This is a genomic window from Pseudomonas caricapapayae, from assembly GCF_001400735.1.
GTDB lineage: Bacteria > Pseudomonadota > Gammaproteobacteria > Pseudomonadales > Pseudomonadaceae > Aquipseudomonas > Aquipseudomonas caricapapayae.
This window is the reverse complement of sequence record NZ_LJPW01000103.1, coordinates 1-20,675: the sequence shown is the minus strand read 5'-3', so window position 1 is coordinate 20,675 and position 20,675 is coordinate 1. Positions and strand designations below refer to the sequence as shown.

General features: G+C 60.1%; 19 protein-coding genes and 1 pseudogene. 4 read left to right on the top strand and 16 right to left on the bottom strand.

The window, feature by feature from the left end; all coding sequences use genetic code 11:
• Positions 1–24 precede the first annotated feature (24 nt).
• On the top strand, positions 25–3,063 hold the full coding sequence (locus ALO80_RS14555; protein ID WP_055009498.1) for an efflux RND transporter permease subunit: 3,039 nt from the start codon (positions 25–27) through the stop codon (positions 3,061–3,063).
• 4 nt (positions 3,064–3,067) lie between these two features.
• On the opposite strand, the gene ALO80_RS14550 is transcribed toward ALO80_RS14555, so the two are convergent.
• Genes ALO80_RS14550 through ALO80_RS14540 form a run of 3 tightly spaced genes read right to left on the bottom strand, consistent with a single transcriptional unit; the run spans position 3,068 to position 6,035 of the window.
• Complete coding sequence (locus ALO80_RS14550) at positions 3,068–3,913, bottom strand: amidohydrolase family protein (RefSeq protein WP_055009497.1); 846 nt, start codon at positions 3,911–3,913, stop codon at positions 3,068–3,070.
• A 53-nt stretch (positions 3,914–3,966) separates the two neighbouring features.
• Entirely contained in the window at positions 3,967–5,253 is a 1,287-nt protein-coding gene (locus ALO80_RS14545; protein WP_055009496.1) for an MFS transporter, read from the bottom strand.
• Between the two features lie 50 nt (positions 5,254–5,303).
• Positions 5,304–6,035, bottom strand: a complete 732-nt coding sequence (locus ALO80_RS14540) for a GntR family transcriptional regulator (protein WP_055009495.1) — start codon at positions 6,033–6,035, stop codon at positions 5,304–5,306.
• Between the two features lie 250 nt (positions 6,036–6,285).
• On the opposite strand from ALO80_RS14540, the gene ALO80_RS14535 reads away from it, so the two are divergent.
• The gene (locus tag ALO80_RS14535) at positions 6,286–7,482 is read left to right on the top strand and encodes an MFS transporter (RefSeq protein ID WP_055009494.1); all 1,197 of its coding nucleotides are present in this window, start codon (positions 6,286–6,288) and stop codon (positions 7,480–7,482) included.
• Positions 7,483–7,707: 225 nt separating this feature from the next.
• Positions 7,708–8,454 carry a hypothetical protein gene (locus ALO80_RS14530; protein ID WP_055009493.1) on the top strand — a complete coding sequence of 249 codons (747 nt, stop codon included), beginning with the start codon at positions 7,708–7,710 and terminating at the stop codon, positions 8,452–8,454.
• 50 nt (positions 8,455–8,504) lie between these two features.
• Here the strand turns inward: ALO80_RS14530 and ALO80_RS14525 are convergent, their stop codons facing one another.
• The 13 genes from ALO80_RS14525 to ALO80_RS14465 all read right to left on the bottom strand — a co-directional run bounded on the left by ALO80_RS14525 (position 8,505) and on the right by ALO80_RS14465 (position 19,696).
• Positions 8,505–9,224: an alpha/beta hydrolase gene (locus ALO80_RS14525; RefSeq protein ID WP_055009492.1), complete on the bottom strand. Its 720-nt coding sequence runs from the start codon at positions 9,222–9,224 to the stop codon at positions 8,505–8,507.
• 75 nt (positions 9,225–9,299) lie between these two features.
• The gene (gene gspD, locus ALO80_RS14520; protein WP_055009491.1) at positions 9,300–11,624 is read right to left on the bottom strand and encodes a type II secretion system secretin GspD; all 2,325 of its coding nucleotides are present in this window, start codon (positions 11,622–11,624) and stop codon (positions 9,300–9,302) included.
• Positions 11,624–12,154 carry a type II secretion system protein N gene (locus ALO80_RS14515; protein WP_055009490.1) on the bottom strand — a complete coding sequence of 177 codons (531 nt, stop codon included), beginning with the start codon at positions 12,152–12,154 and terminating at the stop codon, positions 11,624–11,626. The genes gspD and ALO80_RS14515 overlap by 1 nt, the downstream gene beginning before the upstream one ends.
• Complete coding sequence (gene gspM, locus ALO80_RS14510) at positions 12,151–12,762, bottom strand: type II secretion system protein GspM (RefSeq protein ID WP_055009489.1); 612 nt, start codon at positions 12,760–12,762, stop codon at positions 12,151–12,153. The genes ALO80_RS14515 and gspM overlap by 4 nt, the downstream gene beginning before the upstream one ends.
• The gene (locus ALO80_RS14505; protein ID WP_055009508.1) at positions 12,737–13,834 is read right to left on the bottom strand and encodes a type II secretion system protein GspL; all 1,098 of its coding nucleotides are present in this window, start codon (positions 13,832–13,834) and stop codon (positions 12,737–12,739) included. The genes gspM and ALO80_RS14505 overlap by 26 nt, the downstream gene beginning before the upstream one ends.
• On the bottom strand, positions 13,831–14,565 hold the full coding sequence (locus ALO80_RS14500) for a type II secretion system protein GspK (protein WP_055006144.1): 735 nt from the start codon (positions 14,563–14,565) through the stop codon (positions 13,831–13,833). The genes ALO80_RS14505 and ALO80_RS14500 overlap by 4 nt, the downstream gene beginning before the upstream one ends.
• Positions 14,562–15,194 carry a prepilin-type N-terminal cleavage/methylation domain-containing protein gene (locus ALO80_RS14495; RefSeq protein ID WP_054987575.1) on the bottom strand — a complete coding sequence of 211 codons (633 nt, stop codon included), beginning with the start codon at positions 15,192–15,194 and terminating at the stop codon, positions 14,562–14,564. The genes ALO80_RS14500 and ALO80_RS14495 overlap by 4 nt, the downstream gene beginning before the upstream one ends.
• Positions 15,191–15,562 (bottom strand): type II secretion system protein, encoded by a 372-nt coding sequence (locus ALO80_RS14490; RefSeq protein WP_055009488.1) that lies wholly within the window; start codon positions 15,560–15,562, stop codon positions 15,191–15,193. Before ALO80_RS14490 ends, ALO80_RS14495 begins: the two co-directional genes overlap by 4 nt.
• The gene (locus tag ALO80_RS14485) at positions 15,562–15,996 is read right to left on the bottom strand and encodes a prepilin-type N-terminal cleavage/methylation domain-containing protein (RefSeq protein ID WP_082427453.1); all 435 of its coding nucleotides are present in this window, start codon (positions 15,994–15,996) and stop codon (positions 15,562–15,564) included. The genes ALO80_RS14490 and ALO80_RS14485 overlap by 1 nt, the downstream gene beginning before the upstream one ends.
• Positions 15,997–16,004: 8 nt before the next feature.
• Positions 16,005–16,436 (bottom strand): type II secretion system major pseudopilin GspG, encoded by a 432-nt coding sequence (gene gspG / locus ALO80_RS14480; protein WP_082427456.1) that lies wholly within the window; start codon positions 16,434–16,436, stop codon positions 16,005–16,007.
• Between the two features lie 25 nt (positions 16,437–16,461).
• The gene (gene gspF, locus ALO80_RS14475; RefSeq protein ID WP_054987571.1) at positions 16,462–17,664 is read right to left on the bottom strand and encodes a type II secretion system inner membrane protein GspF; all 1,203 of its coding nucleotides are present in this window, start codon (positions 17,662–17,664) and stop codon (positions 16,462–16,464) included.
• Positions 17,661–19,385 (bottom strand): type II secretion system ATPase GspE, encoded by a 1,725-nt coding sequence (gene gspE / locus ALO80_RS14470; protein ID WP_054987582.1) that lies wholly within the window; start codon positions 19,383–19,385, stop codon positions 17,661–17,663. The genes gspF and gspE overlap by 4 nt, the downstream gene beginning before the upstream one ends.
• Before the next feature lie 83 nt (positions 19,386–19,468).
• Positions 19,469–19,696 (bottom strand): hypothetical protein, encoded by a 228-nt coding sequence (locus ALO80_RS14465; protein ID WP_055009507.1) that lies wholly within the window; start codon positions 19,694–19,696, stop codon positions 19,469–19,471.
• A 497-nt stretch (positions 19,697–20,193) separates the two neighbouring features.
• Here ALO80_RS14465 and ALO80_RS14460 point away from each other — a divergent pair.
• Positions 20,194–20,675: pseudogene (locus tag ALO80_RS14460) on the top strand (beta-glucosidase); the annotation flags it as partial.

Sequence of the window (20,675 nt, the reverse complement as noted above, 5' to 3'; positions counted from 1 at the left end):
CCGCATGTCGCGAGAGGCAGGTTTGTGAAGGCGCGCTTCAATCTGTCGGCCTGGGGGCTCAAGCATCGCACGCTGGTCTGGTACATGATGTTCGTTTCACTGCTGATGGGCAGTGGGTCGTTCCTCAATCTGGGCCGCGAGGAAGACCCCTCCTTTGCCATCAAGACCATGGTCATTCAGGCGCGCTGGCCGGGTGCGACGCTGCCCGATACCTTGCAACAGGTCACCGACCGCCTGGAAAAGAAGCTCGAAGAAATCGACGCGCTGGATTACGTGAAAAGCTACACGCTGGCCGGTGAATCGACGCTTTTTGTCTTCCTGAAAAGCGAGACCCGCAGCGCCGACATCCCGGCAGCCTGGTATCAGGTACGCAAGAAGATCAGCGATGTACGCAGCGAACTGCCCAGCGGCATTCAGGGCCCTGCCTTCAACGACGAATTTGGCGACGTGTTCGGCAGTATCTATGCATTCACCGCTGACGGCCTGTCCTTTAGACAGTTGCGCGATTACGTCGAGCAAGTGCGCGCCGATATCCGTAGCGTGCCCAACCTTGGCAAGATCGAGCTGCTGGGTGCCCAGCGCGAAGTCATTTATCTGAACTTCTCCATCCGCAAGCTCGCAGCACTGGGCATCGACCAGCGCCAGGTACTGCAAAGTCTCCAGGCGCAAAATTCGGTGACGCCCGCAGGCGTGATGGAGGCAGGCCCGGAACGTATTGCGGTGCGGGCCAGCGGTCAGTTCAGCAGTGAAAAAGACCTTGAGGCGGTCAACCTGCGTGTTGGCGAGCGATTCTTTCGCCTCAGCGACCTGGCGACCATCGAACGCCGCTACGCTGACCCGCCCTCTTCGCTGTTTCGCTTCAATGGCCAGCCGGCCATCGGTCTTGCGGTGGCCATGAAGCAAGGCGGCAACATTCAGGCATTCGGCACACAATTGCAGCAGCGTATCGACGACCTGACCACCGGGTTGCCGCTGGGCATTGATGTCCACCTGGTGTCCAGTCAGGCCGACGTGGTTGAAAAAGCGATCGGTGGTTTCACTCATGCGCTCTTTGAAGCGATCCTGATCGTGCTGGTCGTGAGCTTCATCAGCCTCGGCATTCGCGCCGGTCTGGTGGTGGCCTGTTCAATTCCGCTGGTTCTGGCCCTGGTCTTCGTGTTCATGGAATACAGCGGCATCACCATGCAGCGCATTTCGCTTGGCGCCCTGATCATTGCGCTGGGTCTGTTGGTGGATGACGCAATGATCACCGTCGAAATGATGGTGACACGGCTGGAGAGCGGCGATTCGTTGCCGCAGGCCGCGACCTTCGCTTATACCTCGACGGCATTTCCGATGCTGACCGGCACGCTGGTCACCGTTGCCGGGTTCGTGCCCATCGGCCTGAACTCCAGCTCCGCAGGTGAGTACGTGTTCACCATGTTCGCGGTGATTGCTGTGGCGCTGCTGCTGTCCTGGCTGGTGGCAGTCCTGTTTGCGCCACTGATTGGCGTGCACATCCTCAAGGCGTCGGCACAACACGCCGCACCGGGGCGCTGGATGCGTGGCTTCAGCCGCTTGCTGGTCAAGGCCCTTGAGCACCGCTGGTGGATAATCGGCATAACCCTGCTGATGTTCATCGGGTCGCTGTTCGCAGGCAGATTGCTGCAGAACCAGTTCTTTCCGGACTCCGACCGCCCGGAAATTCTGGTGGACATTTACATGCCGCAAAACGGCTCCATCGAAGGCACACGCCAGACCATGGATCGCTTTGAAGCAGCGCTCAAGAATGATCCTGATGTGCTGCGCTGGAGTTCTTACGTTGGCAAAGGTGCGGTGCGCTTTTACCTGCCGCTGGATCAGCAACTGAGCAATCCGTTTTACGGACAATTGGTGATCGTCAGTCAGGGTGGCGAAGCGCGTGATCGTTTGATCGAGCGTCTGCGTCAGCGCTTTCGTGACGACTATGTCGGCGTGGGTGGCTACGTCCAGCCATTGAACATGGGGCCGCCGGTGGGCTGGCCGGTGCAATACCGGGTCAGCGGCCCGGACATCGAGCAGGTGCGCAGCCAGGCCATGGCGCTGGCCGCCATTCTCGACGCCAACCCCGCTATCGGCCAGGTCATCTATGACTGGAACGAGCCGGGCAAGGTGTTGAAGATTGATATTGCGCAGGACAAGGTTCGTCAGTTCGGCCTGTCTTCCGAAGACGTGGCGCAAATTCTCAACAGCGTGGTCAGCGGTACAACCATTACCCAGGTGCGCGACAGTACGTATCTGGTCGACGTGATTGCACGCGCAGACAATGACGAGCGCAGCTCGGTGCAGAGCCTTGGTAACCTGCAGATCCCGATACCCAACGGTACGAGCGTGCCACTGATGGCGTTCGCCACGCTCACCTACGAGCAGGAACAGCCACTGGTCTGGCGCCGCGACAGGCTGGCGACCATTACCCTTAAAGCCAGCGTGCTTGGCACATTGCAACCGGCAGCTCTGGTCAGGCAATTGCAGCCTGACGTCGATGCCTTCAGCGCTCGTTTACCGCCGCGTTACTCGGTCGCCACCGGCGGCGCGGTCGAGGCCAGCGCACGCTCGCAAGGGCCCATATTGAAGGTTGTGCCATTGATGCTGCTGTTGGTGGTGAGCTTTTTGATGATCCAGTTGCACAGCGTGAAAAAGCTTCTGCTGGTGGTCAGCGTGGTGCCGCTCGGGCTGATTGGCGTGGTCGCTGCATTACTGATTTCCGGCTATCCGCTGGGCTTTGTCGCGATTCTTGGCGTGCTGGCACTGATCGGGATCATCATCCGCAACTCGGTCATTCTGGTAACGCAGATTGATGAATTCATTGCGGCGGGTGAGAGCGCCTGGACATCGGTGGTCAAGGCCACCGAACATCGCTGCCGCCCCATTCTGCTGACCGCAGCTGCCGCCAGTCTGGGCATGATCCCGATTGCCCGCGAGGTATTCTGGGGCCCGATGGCCATCGCCATGATTGGCGGCATCGGCATCGCCACCCTGCTGACGCTGTTTTTTCTGCCTGCGCTGTACATGGTCAGCTACCGGATCAAGCCGCCTGCGGCCTAGCAGGTCAGATTTCGATTGGCAGAAAATCAAACAATGCCTGTGGGGCCTCGACCAACAACGTGTTCTTGAGCGGATCCGGGCATTCAAGCGCCCGGAACTGCTCGACCACACTGGCGTAGCCGACCTCTTGCTCGTGCTGGGTGTGTGGCCAGTCGCTGCCCCATACCAGCCGGCGCGGACCGAAGCTTTGCAACAGCAGAGGCAATGCAGCACGAGCGAACGCCGCGTTCTGTTCGACACTGCCGCCGAGGCGGTAGATTGCCGAAATTTTCATCCACAACTGACCGCTCAACCCCAGCTCCAGCAATGCCTGGAACGCTGGATCATCGACACCGGAGCGCGAATCGGGCCGACCGAAATGATCGATTACAATCTTGCAACCGAAAGGCAGCAACTGTCGGATCAACCCCGGCAAGTCCGCAACTTCACGGTGCAATTCCACATGCCAGCCCAGCGTCCAGATGTGCTTGAACAACACTTTCCATTCAGGTGCAGCGAAGTCCGGCAGCGCCTTGCCGATCAGATTCAGGCGAATACCGACAATGCCCAACCCGGCCATACGCTGCAAGGCACCCCGACTGAAATCGGTGTCCACCACCGCCACACCGCGTAATCGATCCGGGGCCTGCGCCAGAGCGTCAAGCAGAAACCGGTTATCGGTACCGAGGAAACTGGGCTGTACCAGCACGCCATGGCTCAAGCCATGTTCATGCAGATTGGCCAGGTACGCTTGCACCGTAGCGTCGTAGTCAGGGCTGTAACGTCGTCCCGATGTCAGACTCAGATCCTTGCTGAAGACATGGGCATGAGCATCAATGCCCAGGATTGGCGTACTACAGGAATCGGTCATGGGTTTCGTCTGTAAGTCAGCGCGGTGCCGTAGCACCGCAGGTGAAAGGGTACTCATGCCTGCCGCGCCGTGCCCCCGTCCAGCGGTTCAACAGCGACCGGCGTAGCTTCAAGATTGCGCCCGCGGGTTTCCGGCAGGCACAAAGCAGCCACCATGGCCACGCCGTAGGCAATACCGGCATCGATACCGATGGCGGTGCCCAACGACATCGACTCACTCATGTGGCCCACCAGAAACGGGAACACTGCGGACAATACACGCCCGAAGTTGTAGCAAAAACCAACCCCTGCCCCACGTACGTCCGCCGGGTACAGTTCGTTGAAGAAAGAACCGAGGCTGGCCGGAATGCCAGCGGCGAAGAACCCCAGCGGGAAGCCGAGAAACAGCATTTGCGTGTTGGTCAGCGGCAGCATCAGGTAGCACTGCACAGTGACTACGCAGCACAGCGCGAACAGCATGATGTTCTTGCGTCGGCCAATGCGGTCGATCAACAGGCCGCTGCACACACAGCCGCACCAGAACGCAACGATTATGACGGCCAGGTAGCCACCGGAGCTGAGCACTGACAGGTTGCGCTCGGTCTTGAGAAAGGTCGGCAGCCAGGTCATGACCGCGTGATAACCGCCGTGAGCACCCAGGCCCAGCAAGCCGCCGAGCAAAGTGACACGCAGCAGCTCGGGACGAAAGATTCCGGCCATCGACTTGAAGAAGTTGCCCTTTGGCGCAGCGCTTTTCTGCATGCGCTGGAAGCTGTCCGGCTCTTCGACGTTGCGTCGCACCCAGATAATCATCAATGCGGGCAGCAGACCGACGAAGAACATCACCCGCCAGGCAATATCCTCCGGCACAAACGAATAAATCAGGGTGAACAGCACCACCGCCAGTCCCCAGCCAACGGCCCAGGCGCTTTGCACCGTCGCCATGACCTTGCCGCGATAGCGGGACTGGATCGTCTCGGCCATCAATACCGCGCCCGCCGCCCACTCACCGCCGATGCCAAAGCCCTGCAGCGCCTTGACGATCAGCAACTGATTGAAACCGGTCACAAAGGCAGACAGAAAGGTGAAGAAGGAAAACCACAGGATCATCCATTGCAGCGTACGGACCCGGCCATAACGGTCGGACAAGGTTCCGCCCACCCAGCCACCCAAGGCAGACGTCACCAGCGTCACCGCGCTGATCAATCCGGCATCGCCTTTACTCAGGGCAAAGGCAGCGATCAGGGCAGGAATGGCCAGACCGAACATCTGCACTTCCAGGGCGTCCAGCGACCAGCCGCCAAAACAGGCCCAGAAGGTCTTGCGCTCTTTGGGGGTGACTTCGCGATACCAGTTGAACATGGCTTCCTATCCTTATCAGCGTTGAATGAATCGAGGTGATTGCAGCGCGATCAGCGAATTTCCACGCTATAGCGGAAATGGCTGGCATGACCACGCGAACGTCGCCACTCCAGTGGTTCACCGGCGTAATTGCGCGCCAGACGCTCGATGACAACGACCGGGCTGTCAGCCGATATCTGCAGCAACCGGCCATATACCTCGTTGACCGCTTCGGCGGTCAGGCTCTCTTGCGCATAGGCCACAACCTGGCCGCAGACGTCTTCATAGATCGGATAGAGCAATGGACCCTGAGTATCGAGGTCCAGATCCAGCAGAGCCTGGAACCGAACCCGTGGCAGCCAGATTTCTTCGGCCAGCACCGGCTGGCTGTCCAGCAATCGAAGACGGATCATGCGAATGACCGGCGCGCCAGCAATCAGGCCCAGTGCCTGGCTGACCGATGAAGGCGCAGCCACAGGCTCGATCGACAAAATCCGGCTCTCCGGCACGCGGCGTTCGCCCGCTTCGGTCTGAAAACGGAAAAAGCGGAACAACGAGGACTGAAACTGCGCACGACGAATGAACGTGCCACGCCCCTGCTGGCGTTCCAGGATGTTGTCGCTGACCAGCAGATCAATGGCCTTGCGCACGGTGCCTGTGGACAGGCAATACTCGGCGGAAAGTGCCGCCTCGGTAGGGATGGCTTCTCCCGGCCGCCAACGATTATTGGCAATCTGTTCAGCCAGGCTATCGCGCAAGCGCTGATAAAGCGGTAAACGTTCGTCGCTGGAGAGCTTGTTCATTGTTGTAGTTATCCAGTCATATATATGAATTTCCGAAAAGAGTATTCCTCTGCAGCAAGCGCACGTCAATAGGAGCGAACGTCCTGATAGCCAGCGGATGCTGCTCATCATTATTTCCGGAAATATCCTGTATCAACTCGCGGCACCTACTTAATCCGTGGCAAAACCGTTAGCCTGCTTGCCATCAGTCAAAACCCGCCTGCCACATGCGCTTCGCGTTTGTCAGGCATACGTTCAAGCGAGACTCTTCATGCCCCACCCGTCCCGATCCACGCATAACGCTGTGGCCATGACCCCGGCCATGGTCATGCTGTTCGCCTTCTGCTGCGGCGCAATTGTGGCCAACATTTACTACGCGCAGCCGATCATCGAGCTGATTGCACCGGACATCGGGCTGTCGAGCACGGCGGCCAGCCTGATCGTTTCGTTGACGCAGATCGGTTATGCGTTGGGGCTGTTCTTTCTGGTGCCACTGGGCGATCTGCTGGAAAACCGCAGATTGATGCTGGTAACGACTGCTGTGGCCGTTCTCAGTCTGTTGGGTGCCGCGTTTGCCGAACAGCCGAATCTGTTTCTGCTGGTGTCGCTGCTGGTGGGTTTCAGTTCAGTGTCGGTGCAGATGCTGATCCCGCTGGCCGCGCATCTGGCTCCGGAAGAATCCCGTGGCCGGGTGGTGGGCGGCATCATGGGTGGATTGCTGCTGGGGATTCTGCTGGCGCGACCGATTGCCAGTCTGGTGGCTGACCATTTCGGCTGGCGGGCCGTGTTCGGCTCGGCGGCTGTGGTGATGATCGGCATCAGTGTGGTGCTGGCAACCACCATGCCCAGACGTGTTCCGGATCATCGCGCATCCTACGGCCAGTTGCTGTTCTCGCTCTGGACACTGTTGCGTACCCAGCCGGTGCTGCGCCAGCGTGCCTTCTATCAAGCGTGCATGTTCGCGACCTTCAGCCTGTTCTGGACCGCCGTCCCCCTGGAACTGTCACGCAATCACGGCCTGTCGCAAAGCCAGATCGCGATCTTTGCCCTGATCGGCGCAATTGGTGCAATTGCGGCCCCCATCAGCGGCCGTCTGGCAGATGCCGGCCACACTCGCATCGCGTCTTTGGGTGCACTTCTGTTCGGGGCATTGAGCTTTCTTCCGGGTCTTGTTCACCCTGTCTACAGCGTGACAGGCCTGGCGGTAACGGGCGTGGTGCTGGATTTCTGCGTGCAGACCAGCATGGTGTTGGGCCAGCGCACCGTCTATGCACTGGATGCCGCAAGCCGTAGCCGGCTCAACGCGCTGTACATGACCAGCATTTTCATCGGCGGCGCGATTGGCTCGGCAGTCGCCAGCCCTTTGTTTGATCATGGTGGCTGGACCTGGGTGCTGATCGCAGGTACGGCGCTGCCACTGACTGCCTTGCTGGCGCTGCTCAGGGATCGATCCAGGCAGAATACCTAAACCCTGCACTTTGTAACTGATTTGCAGGATAATGCCGCGGCGATGGCATGGCCCATCGCCCTTCCAGCTCTCTCGCACCTCAAGGCTCGCGTATCCGGCACCTCTGGATCTGCGCGATTGAACACGGATTGTACAGACGCCTCATCCCAAGGCCCCGAATCCGCCGATACTGCTTTTCAAGCGCATCGGCACGCACTTGCGCAACCCGAACAAGGCAAAACAGCAATGGACGCAGCACCACGAACAAGCAAAATTTCCGCGATTTTCGCCAGGATATCACTCGGCATCAGCGGCATGATCGGGGTTATCTGGAGCATCTTCACCTACCTTTTCCCGGACCCGGCCGTTCTCGGCCTCAGTATTGACTTCATCAACTGGAAGACACTGGTCATTATCGTCGGCACCGGTATGGTGATAAGCGGGCTGTACATCGCAATCATGGCCAGAAAGCTTCCATCGCCGCTCAAGCTCGGCGTCTGGCTGGCACTGGCACTGTTTCTCTGCGCGGTGTTCTTCAAACTGGGCGGCGAATACGCTAAACCTTCCGTCGATTTCGCCCGCGGTCAAACGCTGTTCACCGAGAATGAAAGCGCCAACCTGTTCGGCAAACGCTCCGAGACCGTCGACAACGTGAGTATGGAGTTGCTGGGTTGTGACCAGAATGGCCAGTCGCCTACCTGCATGCTGGAGCTGACCAACAAGAGTGCAGACCGCGACTTCCGCTTCCTGAACCCGATCAGCCTGTTCGAAGAAACCGGCGGCGCGCTGGGCCTTTCGCAACTGCGTGTCGGCGATGCGAAATACGACCGCTGGGACAGCTTCCAGTTGATCCGTAACGTCCCTACCCGCGTGACGCTGATCTTTGAAGCAGCCAAGGGCCGGGTCAAGCAATCACCCGCCTTGAAGCTGAGCTTCCGTGATCGCGAGAACAAGGACAACGTGCTCAAGTTCAACGAGGTCAAGGTCAATTAAGTAGCAAAGAAGGTGCGTCGTCTTCTTGGGTATGACGACGCACGTATTCGCTACCGGACTGACTGTTGCAGCCAGTTCGCCAGGTCAATGACCTCGGCTTCATTGATGCTGTGGCCCAGCCCTTCATAGGCATGAAATTGCGGTGTCAGGCCGAGCGACTTCAGCGTGGCTTCGGCTTGCGGGCCACTGGCATAGGCTACCTGGCGATCCTGCATCCCGTGACCGATGAAGACTTTCAGGCGTTTGAGGTCATCAGAGGCTTTGACCTCGGACTGCACCACCGGCAACAACCGCCCGCTCAACGCCGCAATCCCCCCCACCAGCTTCGGCTGACGCAGGGCGACTTCGTAGCTCATCATCGCGCCCTGGCTGAAACCGACCAGAAACACCTTGCCCGGCTGCGTGCGGAACTTGCCGGTGGCCTGGGTGATGAACGCGCTCAATTGCTTGCCGCTGCTCTTGAGGTCTTCGGTCACGCCATCGTAGTCAGGCACGCCCGGCTTCTGGGTGAACCACTTGTAACTGTCCGCGCGCAATTCCATTGGAGCCTGCACCGACAGGTAGTTGTAATCGGCCGGAAGGTGTTCCCTGAGTCCGAACAAGTCAGCGGCGTTACTGCCGTAGCCATGAATGAAGATCACCAACGGCCGGTTCGGGGTGTCGACATCGACTTGTGCCAGGTAATCCAGCGGCAGGTCGGTGTGCAAGGTGTCCTGCGCCTGCGCCATTGCGGTAAAGGCAAACAGCAAGGCAGCGAAAATTTTCAGCATCGGTTCATGACCTCTGTTTGACGCTGCCCGCAGGCAGCGCCGTGAGTGGGCGTGGAAGCAGAAACTGACACAGCCTCAGTTCTGCATGCTGGTCCGCGAAACTTCCGGCTTGATCAACTGCATCTGCTGACGGTAGTCATCCGTCACCTGACGTGCCTGGCTGCTGCTGGTGATGACTCGTGGCGTGATCAGCACGATCAGCTCGGTACGGCCCTTGGACTTGCTGGTACTGCCGAACAGCCACCTCAAGCCCGGGATGCGTCCCAGATACGGCACAGCGTTGACCGTCTCGGCGTTATCCTGCTTGATCAAGCCGCCCAGCAGCACTGTCTGGCCACTCTGCGCAGCCACTTGCGTGGCGACCGAGCGGGTAGAAATACGCGGATTACCGTTGGCATCGTTGGTAGTGGAATTGGTATCGGCACTACTGACCTGCTGCTGGATGTCCATGTACACCAGGCCGCCTGGATTGATGCGCGGCACCACGTCGAGAATCACACCGGTCTGCACATATTCGACGCTGCTCAGCGTGGTGTTCGAGACGTTGGTGTTGACGGTGGTCTGGCTGATCGGAATGTTATCGCCGACCTGAATCTGCGCCTGCTGGTTATTCATCACCACCAGCGAGGGTGCCGAAAGGACCTGAGTGCGGCCATTGGTTTCCAGCGCACGCAAGGCGACCTGCAGATTGTTGCTGACGAAGGAATAGAAGAACGCATCGGTAGAAGCCAAAGCAGCGCCGCCGGTCCCGATCGCACCCTGACTGCCTGCGGTATTGGTAACGTTGCCGGTGGTACCCGAGTTACCCGCCAGGCGTCCCAGATACCACTGCACGCCCATGTCCAGCTCGCCGGTCAGCGAGACTTCCAGAATGCGTGTCTCGATTTGTACCTGCAGTGGCGGGTTGTCGAGGCGTTTGATCGCCGACTCAATCTCCTTCCACTGTGCCGGACGGGTGCGCACCAGCAACTGGTTGCTGCTCTTCTGCGCGGTAATGCGGGTGCTGGCGTCCAGAGACTTGCTGCCGCCGTTCGCGCCACCACCCTCCTGGCTCGCCGAATCCGATTCACCGCCGCTCTGATCGTCGCCCTCTGACTCGCTGTCGCCGCTGTTCTGATTGTTGTTCATGCCCTGGCTGTTGCCAAAGCCGCCGCCATTGCTCATGCCACCGCCGCTGCTGCCCAGGCCGTTGGAACTGCTCATGCCGCCGACACCGCTGCCGCCATTGGAGTTGAGCGATGACAAGGTGGTGGTGCGCAGCCCCGGCGCAACCTTGGCTGCCGAGTCTTCCTTGATGGCACCCGACCCGTAGATCTGCCGCAGGTATTTGGCCAGATCGGTGGCTTTCATGTTGCGCACGTCGTACACGTACATCTGCGGCTCGTTGCCGCCGCCCTCATCAATGGTATGAATCCACTCGCCGACTTCGCGCAGGTATTCAGGCTGCGACGAAATCGCCACCACCGAATTGGTCCGTTCGATCGGCAGGAAACGCACCATGCCCGCGAGCGGCATGCCGCTTTCGGGGCCGAACATTTTCTGCAACTCGGGCATCAACTCGCCGACCGAGGCACGTTGCAGGCCGAATACACCGACCGACATGCCCTTGAGCCAGTCCACATCGAAGGTGTCGATGGTGTCCTGATAATTGGCCAGCTCTTCCGGCGTGCCTGCCAGGCTGAGCACGTTGCGCGCCGGATCAACCAGCAGGAAGGCGTTTTCACGGGCGAACGGTTTGAGCAGCTTCTGCATTTCGGTTGCCGAAATGTAGCGCAATGGAAACAACCGCGCGGACATGCCCGCCGAAGGCTGCGCCACCGGCATTTCCGGGACCAGCTTGCCGGCGACCGCCTGATTCGACGGCAGGATCACGTAACGGTTGCCCTGCTTGATCATGGCGTTGTCGGTCCAGGACAGCAGCGTTTCGAGAATCGACAACGCTTGCTGCTTGTTGACCGGCTTGGAGGTCGAGAAGCTGACATCGCCTTTCACGCCTTGGGCAATGCTGTAATTCTCGTGCAGCAGGTCGCCCATGATGCTGTTGATCACCGCCTGAATCGGCTGGTTGGTGAAGTTGAATACGATATCGCCGGTCTCCCCCGGACGCGCTGCCGGAGCAGCTGCGGGCTGGCGGATGAAACGCTGGTTGCCTTTGATGATCTGCCGCTGCGGCGAGCTCGCCGGTTGCTGTGAAGGGGGCTCGACTGGCGGTCGTTCGCTGCGCGGGTCAACCGGCGGGCGTTGTGAACCGGTTCCCTGGAGCGCTTCCTGCAGCATGCCATTGTCGGGATCGAGAGTGTCGGGCTTTGACGCGCAGCCGCCGAGGGCGACGGCGGTAGCCAGGCAAAGCAAAGGTGTGCGCAAGGTAGCGATGGCAGGAACTCCAGAAAAGGTACCCATCACAGGGTGGAATCGTTGGTTAAGGTAATCGGCGGTGTACTCGACGGCGGCGGCAGGCGCAGCGCGGGCAGGCGCAGCACTTGCGTACGGCCATCGAGTTGAAAGGTGGCCTGGGTAGGCTCCAGACGGTCCAGCGTCCAGCCATTGGGCAAGCGATCGCCCTGACGGATTTTCAACGCCGGACCGCTGGCTTGTTTAATCAGTGCGACACGTAGCGAGCCGTCCATGATCACCCCGGTCAAGGTCAGGCCGGCCAGGCTGGTGGCCGGCGCATCGGCTTTGCGAACAGCCATGTCCGGGCTGCGGTCAGGACTGAACAACGGCGTTTTCCAGGTATTGGCCAGACTTTCCAGGGTCGCCGACGGCGCATTGTGGGTCTGCGCTTTCTGATCGATCGGGTTGCGCGGCGCCTGCTCCGGCAGCCAGTCGGGCGAGTGCGCAGCGCCGCTGAAAATCAGGGCGATCAGCCCGGCCAGCAGCGCGGCCAAAGCCAGCAGCGACCACTCCAGCGGACGTAATGAACCCGTCATTGCTCACCCTCCCCGGCACTGGCCGGTTGCAGGTAGCCGCGCACCAGCAGATGCACCACCAGTTTGCCGGCAGCACCGCTCGCTGGAGCATTAGCGTCGCGACGCATACTCATCTCGTCAATGAACAGAAACGGCCGCTGGTACTCCAGCGCATGCAGGATGGCCGTCAGCGGTTCGATGGCGCAGTTCAGGGTCAGGCTGACCTTGACCTGCCGATACGGCTCGGCGCTGTCCTGCTCCGGCGTGATCGGCATGCGCTGGGTCAGCTCGCAGCCGCCCCCCGTGCTGGCCTGGCTGCTGATCAGGTCGGCAATACGCTGCATCAGATCGGCGGCAACGGCGCTCGGATCTTCGCCGGGCAGCAAACTGGTGCTGCTGGCCGGATCGCGGCGGGCCTGTTCCAGTTGCTCGCGCAAAGAATCGCCCTGCTGCAACAGGCCGGCGTAACGCTGCTGTTGCTCGCGCAACTGGTCGGTCTGCTCATTGATGTCACGCAAGGGGCCGGCGAACCAACTGTCGATCAACAGCCAGTAAGCCACGCAGAGCACCAGCGCAAGAATCATCAGGGCAGCGCCCCGCCGCTCACGGCTGGTCAGTGGACGGCGCATCGGCGTTCTCCTGATGCTGGTTCTGGTGCAAATGCGCACGCAGAGAATACTGATCCTTGCCGGTCTTGGTGTCGGGCTGAATCACGCCTTGAAATTGCGCATTGTCCAGACTGTGACAATCCTTGACCCGGCCGATCAGTGCGCTGGCCTTGGCGCTTTGCCCGGAAAACGCGACCTCGGCGCTGTCGCTGATTTCCAGATGCTCGATCCAGGTGTCAGAGGGCAGGCAGGCGGTCAATTCGCTGAGCAGTGCCGACAGCGGCGGTTGCGCAGCCTTGCGGCGTATCAGGTAATTGGCTGCACCCAACGTGTTGGTCAATTGCTGACGCAGCTGTTGAATCTCACCCACCTGGGCCTTCTGCGCCTGGACACTGGCCTGCATGTCATCGAGCAGGCTCTGGCGGTCATTCAGCCACAGCAGCATGGCGCTCAGCAGGAGGCCGGCGCACAGCCAGATCAGCCAGCGTTGCAGACGATGACCGGAGCGTGATTGTTGCGGACGCAGTGGCATCGGCAACAGGTCGATGCCCACGCGCTGCCCGCCAGTACCCATCCCGGCATTACCCGTGTCAGTGACAACATCCACCGCATCGGGACGCAAACCGCGCTCGGCGCACTCACTGAGTATCGCGTCCAGCCGCTCACGCAATATCGCCACCAGTGTGACCTGCACAAAGCTGGCGCTGCGACTGTCCTGACGGGCCACAAAATACAACTGGCCAGCGTCGAACGGCGTGAAGCGGTCCAGCTCGTAACCGACGACAGTCGACAGATTGCGCGCCGCGGCAGCCGGCAGTTGCAGGGGCTGCACCAGCACCGCCGACGCTGGCAGCAACAATACACGTCGTGCCTGAGGCGATGCATCGGGCAGCGGCTCGACCAGCGGCCAGACGTGCGCCTGCTCCAAGGTCTCGCGGCCCAGCCAGCGACGCACACGCGGCGGCAGGCAGGCGCGAAGCTCCGCGACCCACCATTGCCAACCCTGTTGCGCCGGACTGCCACGCCACTGCCGGGCGACCTGTTCGCGTAACGCGTAGACAGGCGCCAGACGTGCAGAAACTGATGAATTCATTCTTGCCAACGCAACACCCTGTAGGGTTGTGCGCCTCCCTCCGATGGGCTCAATAAAACAGTGGTTTGTAACAGGGCAGCCACGCCGCCCGGTTGTTCTGCGCGGCTGTCGATAGCCAGCACTTCGCCCGGATCGGCCCCGACCGCACTCTGGTTCGGCAGGTTCAAGGCTCGGCGCAGCAATGGCGAAGCAAACGCAGGGTCGGGCCGGTCCAGGCCGCTCCATAATGTTATTTCCGGTAAAAGCCGCGCATACAGCGCCTGACTCATACCCGGCAACTGACGTACTTCCTCGACCACACGCAACGGTGACTGACCACCATTGCGCTGTGCCTCCAGCACCTGAGCGATACCGCTGGCCTGATTCCTGGCCGCGCCACAGGCCTGCAACAGACGCGATATATCGGCAACCGGCGCACTATTGAGGTCCAGCTTGCCTCGCTCGCTCCTGATGCTGACGAGCAATTGCGTATCGTCCATACGTAACGAGACCAGACGCCCGTCGGCAATCCAGCGTTTGCGCTGTGCAGGATCGAGCAAGCCCTGCACAGCCATATTCATGCCAGCTTCAGCCACCATCAGTGCCTGAGTATTCTGCCGCAGCCAGAGTGCCTGTCGGCTTTCCAGCTGCACCCACCCGGCCAGCCCACCGAGCAAAAGACTCAGCAACGCCAGCACCCATAGCACCACCAGCAGCGCCACACCCCGCTGTTGTCGACCGGCCTCATTCATTCGCCACCCGCCCCACCGGACAGGTCCAGACGCAAAGCCACCACCTCGGGCACCCACTTCACTGCCCCGCTGGTGGCCAGATCAATCCGTACCGCACCGGGCAAACGATTCGGCCAAGGCCATTCAGCCATCCAGCCCGTCGGTTTACCCTTGGGGGTCAGCCCGCGATAACTGAACGTCAGTGACTCAACGTTTTGCAACAACACCTGGGGCTCACCCCACGGCTTCAGGGCAACGCCATTTGCGCCAGACTGAACCTGAGCAAAAGACACTTGCAGCGACCGATGGCCCTGCGGCCCTCGAAGCTCCAGGCTGTGCACCTGTATGCCACCGCCCAGTTCGCCCGGCAGCGTGGCGACAAAGCGCAACTGCTGAGCCGAACCTTCAAAGAAACCGCTGTTGACATCGTCTTCAGCAGAGGTGTCCAGCGGCAGCGCCTGACCGATCGAGCTACGCAGAAACGCCTGCGCGGCGCGGATTTCGTCCAGGTTCACGGTGTAGCGCTCGGCCTTGAGCACGGCGCGGTTGGCCCCCAGCAACGCCCCGCCAACCAGCACCAGCAGCACGCCCAGCAGGCTGATGACCAACAGCACTTCAAGCAGCGTGAAACCACGCTGGGCAGGTTTCATGACCCGGCTCCGCTAACAGCACCGCGCAACTTGAGCGTACTGAACTGCGCCTTGCGCTGATGCTCAGTCAGCACCAGATCGAGGCGAAACATCCTCGCCTCACCATTGCTGCCCGACAGTTGACGAATATCCAGGGTCCAGACGATGCCTGCGAGTGTTCCCTGACGCGTACCATTTTCCAGCGGGCCGGCACTTTCCTGATCCATAATCGTGCGTGCCGCATGGCTAAGCCGGTCACTGCGCGACACCTGCTGCAGGGAGCGGGCACTCTGCCCGAACGCTACCAGCAGAACACCGCTGCACACTGCCATGACGGTCAATGCAGCAAGCATCTCCAGCAGGGTGAACCCCGACTGCGATGTTTTCATTAAAGCGACCGAACCTGGACGCTGCCGGTCAGCCAGCCAATATCAATACGCCATCTTCGATCCCCGTCAGCGACCATAACGTTGCCGCCACTGGAGCCGCCGTCCGGGTAAAACTCCACGGAGGAGCCAAGATCCGAGGCGGTCTGCATGGTCACCCGCAGGTTTTCAGGCCAGTGCATTTCGCGCTTGCCAGGCGCCTTGAACGTCGCCTTGCGCAGATTGAACTCAGTGCGCGCGGGCTGGCCAGTGACGATGGCGCGCACCCTCGTTGCCCTTAGCGCCTCGACCATGTCGCCGACCGCGCGTCGCTCGCTGGCGGTACTCAAACCCTGTTGCAGACCGAAACCCACCAGACCGACAGCAATGCTCATCAACACCAGCACTACCAGCATTTCCATGAGGGTAAAACCCCGGCTTGCAACAGGCGTTCTCATGCCGACCGTTACTCCCAGTTGCCCAGGTCAGCGCTATACCCTTCGCCGCCCGGCTGGCCGTCCTGACCATAGAAGATAAGGTCGAAGCTGCCGTGCTGACCGGGGAAGCGGTAACCGAACGCATGGCCGAACGGGTCTTTAAGGTCCGAAGGCTTGGCGTAAGGCCCATTCCAGTTCGAGGCGTTGCCCGGTTTTTCGGTCAATTGCTGCAAGGTCTTGGGCGGCGAACCAACATCCAGTGCGTAGCTTTCGATCTTCATCCCCAGGCTGGCCAACTGCGCCTTGCCTGCACCATATTTGCCCTTGTCGACGTTACCGCCCACCTGGCGCACGACGATGGTCGCAACAATACCCAGCAATACGATGACCGCGAGCATTTCCAGCAAAGTGAAACCGCCCTGTCGGCGTGCGGGTGTGAAGCGTGTACGGCTAAAAGTCATCGGAAAGGTTTCCTCGTTCATGAATTCAGATATTGCTGGTCAGGCTCATCAGCGGCAGCATGATGGCCAGCATGATCACCGCGACCATGCCTGCCATCACCACGGTCAGCGCCGGGACCAGCGCCGCCAGCATGCGATCGATACCGCGCTTGGCTTCGACGTCGAACACATCGGCGACTTTCATCAGCATGGTGTCCAGTTCGCCAGCCTGTTCGCCGACCTCAATCATTTGCAGCGCCAGATCCGGCAGCAGCGGCTGCGCACCGAACGCGCTGGCCAGCGTGCCACCGCCCTTGACCGACTCGGCCGCCTGCTCCACCTGCGCCTGCAAGGCACGGTTGGTGCACACTTGGCGGGCGATCACCAAGGCCTGCAACAAGGCCACTCCATTGATCAGAAGCGTGCCGAGGGTGCGGGTCAGACGCGCGGCCTCGATGCGCTGCAATAAAGGACCGATCACCCGGATGCCGAGCAACCGTCGGTCACGCCGCTCACGGCGCTGCGGATCGCGCATGCGAATGGTCATCCCCCAGATCAACGCAATCACGCCAGCCAGAACGGCCAGGCCGTAGTCACTCAAAAATTGCCCCAGGTTGAGAATGACCTCGGTGATCAACGGGATCGGCACGCCGAGATCCTTGAAGATCGGTACGAATTGCGGCACCACATAAGCCAGCAACAGGGCAAGCGAGCCCAGTACACCAACCACCAGAAAGGCCGGGTAGATCAATGCGTTGATCACCTCGCCGCGCAACAACTGACTGCGTTCCAGATAATCGCTCAATTGGCGCAGGGTGCTTTCCAGCGCGCCACCCGCTTCACCGGCGCGGACCATGCTTATATAGAGCGGCGAAAACTGACTGCCCTCTTCCTCAAGCGCAACGGACAGCGGCTTGCCAGCCTTGACCTGTTCGCGAATGCGTTCGATCAATGCCCTGGTCTGTGGTTGTCCAGGCTGTTTGAGCAGAATTCCAAGAGATCGTTCCAACGGTTGCCCGGCACCGAGCAAGGTAGCGAGTTGCTGAGTGAAACTGACCAGGGCTGCGCCATTGAGCAAACCGCTACCCAGCGCACGGCGCAAACCGCCCAGACCGGCAGCATCGACCTGCAGAACCATGAGGCCACGTTTCTGCAGCGCAGCGATGGCAGCCTCCTGATCCCGAGCTTCCAGCGTGCCGTTCTGCGCGGCGCCCTGAGCGTCCAGCGCGCGGTACTTGAACAGGCTCACGTGCCTTCGCCTCGGGTCACACGCAACACTTCTTCCAGCGAGGTCACCCCGGCCACGGCCTGACGCAGCCCTTCTTCATGCAGCGTGCGCAACCCGCCGCGCCGGGCCGCCTCTTCCAGCGTCGAAGCATCGGCGTGGCGCATCAACAGGCTGCGCAGCTCTTCGTTCATCACCAACAGTTCGGTAATTGCACTGCGCCCGCGATACCCGCCACCGGGTGCGTCGGCACGCGGGCGATACAGACGAATCGGGCGCTCGTCAGTGAACCGCTCCAGCCCGTGCTCGGCAATCAACTCCGGCGGCGCATCGAAGGCTTCCCGCGTCGCCGGATCAAGACGGCGGACCAGACGCTGGGCCAGGATGCCGTTGACGGTCGAAGCGATAAGGTAGCTCTCGACACCCATGTCCAGCAGACGGGTAATACTTGCCGCCGCACTGTTGGTGTGCAGCGTCGAGAGCACCAGGTGACCGGTCAACGAGGACTGAATGGCGATGCGGCAGGTTTCCAGGTCGCGCATCTCGCCGATCATGATGACATCCGGGTCCTGACGCACGATGGAGCGCAGTGCCCCGGCGAAGTCCAGGCCGATGGCAGGCTTGACCTGAATCTGGTTGATGCCTTCAAGCTGATACTCGACCGGGTCTTCGACGGTAATGATCTTGCGCTCGGCGGTATTGAGCCGTGACAGCGCGGTATAAAGAGTGGTGGTCTTGCCGGAGCCGGTCGGCCCGGTGACCAGCAGAATGCCGTGCGGACGCTCCAGCACATCAAGAAATTCATCGAGCCGCTCGCCGTCGAAACCCAGGCTGGGGAAGTCGAAATTGATGGTCTGCCGGTCCAGCAGACGCATGACCACCGATTCGCCGAAACTGGTCGGCACCGTAGACACCCGCAAATCCAGTTCCTTGCCCTGAATACGCAGCATGATCCGGCCATCCTGCGGCAAGCGACGCTCGGCGATATCCAGCCGCGCCATGATCTTCACGCGCGAAATGACCGCGGCCGAAGAACTGGACGGTGGCGCTTCAGCCTCATGCAACACGCCGTCGATGCGATAACGCACCTTCAACTGACTTTCGAAAGGCTCGATATGAATGTCCGATGCACGCTGTTCGACCGCGCGCTGCAGGATCAGGTTGACCAGGCGAATAACCGGCGCTTCGGAGGCCAGGTCCTTCAGGTGCTCGATATCTTCCAGCGAGCCTCCCTCTTCGTCCAGATTCTCGATCAGGGTGCCCATCGCCGAGCGGCCCTGCCCGTAATATCGCTCGATGAGGGTCTCGACTTCATTGCGCGGCCCGATGGACAGCCGCACCGGCACTTCGCAGGCGTATGCGATGGCCTGGAACGGGTACAGCGTGCCTGGGTTGGCGCTGAGCACTTGCAGCCCTTGGTCGCTCCAGCCTACCGGCACGACTTGATAGTGGCGCATGAAGCGCTCGGTCAACGGTGGCAACGGATCCAGCAGCGGCGGCACCGCGTCAGCGAGCAACAGAGGTGCCTGTAACAATGCAGCCCATGCACGGGCCAGTTCAAATTCGGAAACCAGCCCCAGACGAGTCAGCAGCCCGAGCAACTCGGTGCCTTCGGACTCCTGCTGCAAACGCTGCGCCCGCTCCAGATCGGCCATTTTCAGACCAGCGTGTTCCGTCAGCCAGGCGCAAACCTGCGCGGCATCCGGAATCAGGAGGCGGGAAACATCAACGGGGACTGGCGACATGAATGAGGGCATTTTGCTACTTCGGAGGGACATGTTACAGCACTCTCCGTTTGGAGAGCGCTGTGTTCAAAGGCTTCAAACGATCAGTTTGACTGCTTTTGAGGGGTTGCGTTCTGTGGACGACCGCCTTTTGTCGTCTCGGCCTTCTGGTTTTGCGCCTTCTGCGCTGCCTTGGCGTCCTGGGTCTGGGTCATGACCGTCGAATCGCTTGCACCGGATGTTGCATCGTCATCGGTCGCTTCGGCGGCAACTACCGCACCACTAAGGGCCAGACCCAGAACAACACCAGCACTGATTACAGAGAATTTCATCGTAGTTAACTCCACAGAAAAAAGAGGTGATTTCTGCAACAGGCAGAAATCGGATAAAGACCGGGCAAGAAGTAGCGTACAGCACGCATCGCAACTTGCGAGCTGTCTTTCTTCGTCCTGAAAAATCTTAAACCCATCGATCAGTAGGTTTAACAAGAGTTCCTCAATTGTAAAGAAAAAATACGAAATCAAAGAAAAATACGCTTTTATTTGACATTTATGCCTTGTTTTATACTTAATTGTAACGGTTTTGAGATTCAAAGTGCCACCATGTAGTGTCCAAATGATGGCACTTGCCAAGTAAAATACATAATAAATAAAACACAAATACAGAACTTAAATAGTCATAAATCGCGCCCTGATTAGAGGGAGAAAAACGCGATCACGGGCAACCATTGCCTGTAAAAAACAGCACGCCATGAATGGCAAATAAAGATGAGTTAGTCCTGCGCATGTGCGCAGGCAACCTGTTAATTGAAACGTAGTTGGAGAGCAATATGAACAAGCGAAAGATGATAGGCGCGCACTCGGCGCTGGCCTTGCTGGCATTGGCAGTTTCCCAGGTGCACGCCGCTGACCCTACTGTGCAACAAGGCCGCGAAGACCGCGCTGAAAAAGCCGCGCAGAAAACCCTGGCCAAGATGACCATGGAAGAAAAGCTGGCCTACATCGGCGGCACTGGCGGCTGGGATGTCAAGCCGCTGACCAACTACGGCGTTCCACAAATTCACGGTGCCGATGGCGGCGTGGGCGTGCGCTACACCAGCGAAGGCAACGATCAGGGTGTTGTCTACCCGTCCGGCCCTAACCTGGCCGCGACCTTCAACCCGCGTCGTGCCATCGACCTCGGCCGTGCGCTGGGCTATGACACTGCCGTCGGCGGCTACCAGTTCATCACTGGCCCCGGCGTCAACCTGTATCGCATGCCGTACGGCGGCCGTGCGTTCGAATACCTCTCCGGTGAAGACCCGTTCCTGGG

Coding starts and splice junctions, on each gene's coding strand:
- ALO80_RS14550 (WP_055009497.1), bottom strand. CDS start 3,913: ATGACCGATTCCTGTAGTACGCCAATCCTGGGCATTGATGCTCATGCC.
- ALO80_RS14545 (WP_055009496.1), bottom strand. CDS start 5,253: ATGTTCAACTGGTATCGCGAAGTCACCCCCAAAGAGCGCAAGACCTTC.
- ALO80_RS14540 (WP_055009495.1), bottom strand. CDS start 6,035: ATGAACAAGCTCTCCAGCGACGAACGTTTACCGCTTTATCAGCGCTTG.
- ALO80_RS14535 (WP_055009494.1), top strand. CDS start 6,286: ATGCCCCACCCGTCCCGATCCACGCATAACGCTGTGGCCATGACCCCG.
- ALO80_RS14530 (WP_055009493.1), top strand. CDS start 7,708: ATGGACGCAGCACCACGAACAAGCAAAATTTCCGCGATTTTCGCCAGG.
- ALO80_RS14525 (WP_055009492.1), bottom strand. CDS start 9,224: ATGCTGAAAATTTTCGCTGCCTTGCTGTTTGCCTTTACCGCAATGGCG.
- gspD (WP_055009491.1), bottom strand. CDS start 11,624: ATGGGTACCTTTTCTGGAGTTCCTGCCATCGCTACCTTGCGCACACCT.
- ALO80_RS14515 (WP_055009490.1), bottom strand. CDS start 12,154: ATGACGGGTTCATTACGTCCGCTGGAGTGGTCGCTGCTGGCTTTGGCC.
- gspM (WP_055009489.1), bottom strand. CDS start 12,762: ATGCGCCGTCCACTGACCAGCCGTGAGCGGCGGGGCGCTGCCCTGATG.
- ALO80_RS14505 (WP_055009508.1), bottom strand. CDS start 13,834: ATGAATTCATCAGTTTCTGCACGTCTGGCGCCTGTCTACGCGTTACGC.
- ALO80_RS14500 (WP_055006144.1), bottom strand. CDS start 14,565: ATGAATGAGGCCGGTCGACAACAGCGGGGTGTGGCGCTGCTGGTGGTG.
- ALO80_RS14495 (WP_054987575.1), bottom strand. CDS start 15,194: ATGAAACCTGCCCAGCGTGGTTTCACGCTGCTTGAAGTGCTGTTGGTC.
- ALO80_RS14490 (WP_055009488.1), bottom strand. CDS start 15,562: ATGAAAACATCGCAGTCGGGGTTCACCCTGCTGGAGATGCTTGCTGCA.
- ALO80_RS14485 (WP_082427453.1), bottom strand. CDS start 15,996: ATGAGAACGCCTGTTGCAAGCCGGGGTTTTACCCTCATGGAAATGCTG.
- gspG (WP_082427456.1), bottom strand. CDS start 16,436: ATGACTTTTAGCCGTACACGCTTCACACCCGCACGCCGACAGGGCGGT.
- gspE (WP_054987582.1), bottom strand. CDS start 19,385: ATGTCGCCAGTCCCCGTTGATGTTTCCCGCCTCCTGATTCCGGATGCC.
- ALO80_RS14465 (WP_055009507.1), bottom strand. CDS start 19,696: ATGAAATTCTCTGTAATCAGTGCTGGTGTTGTTCTGGGTCTGGCCCTT.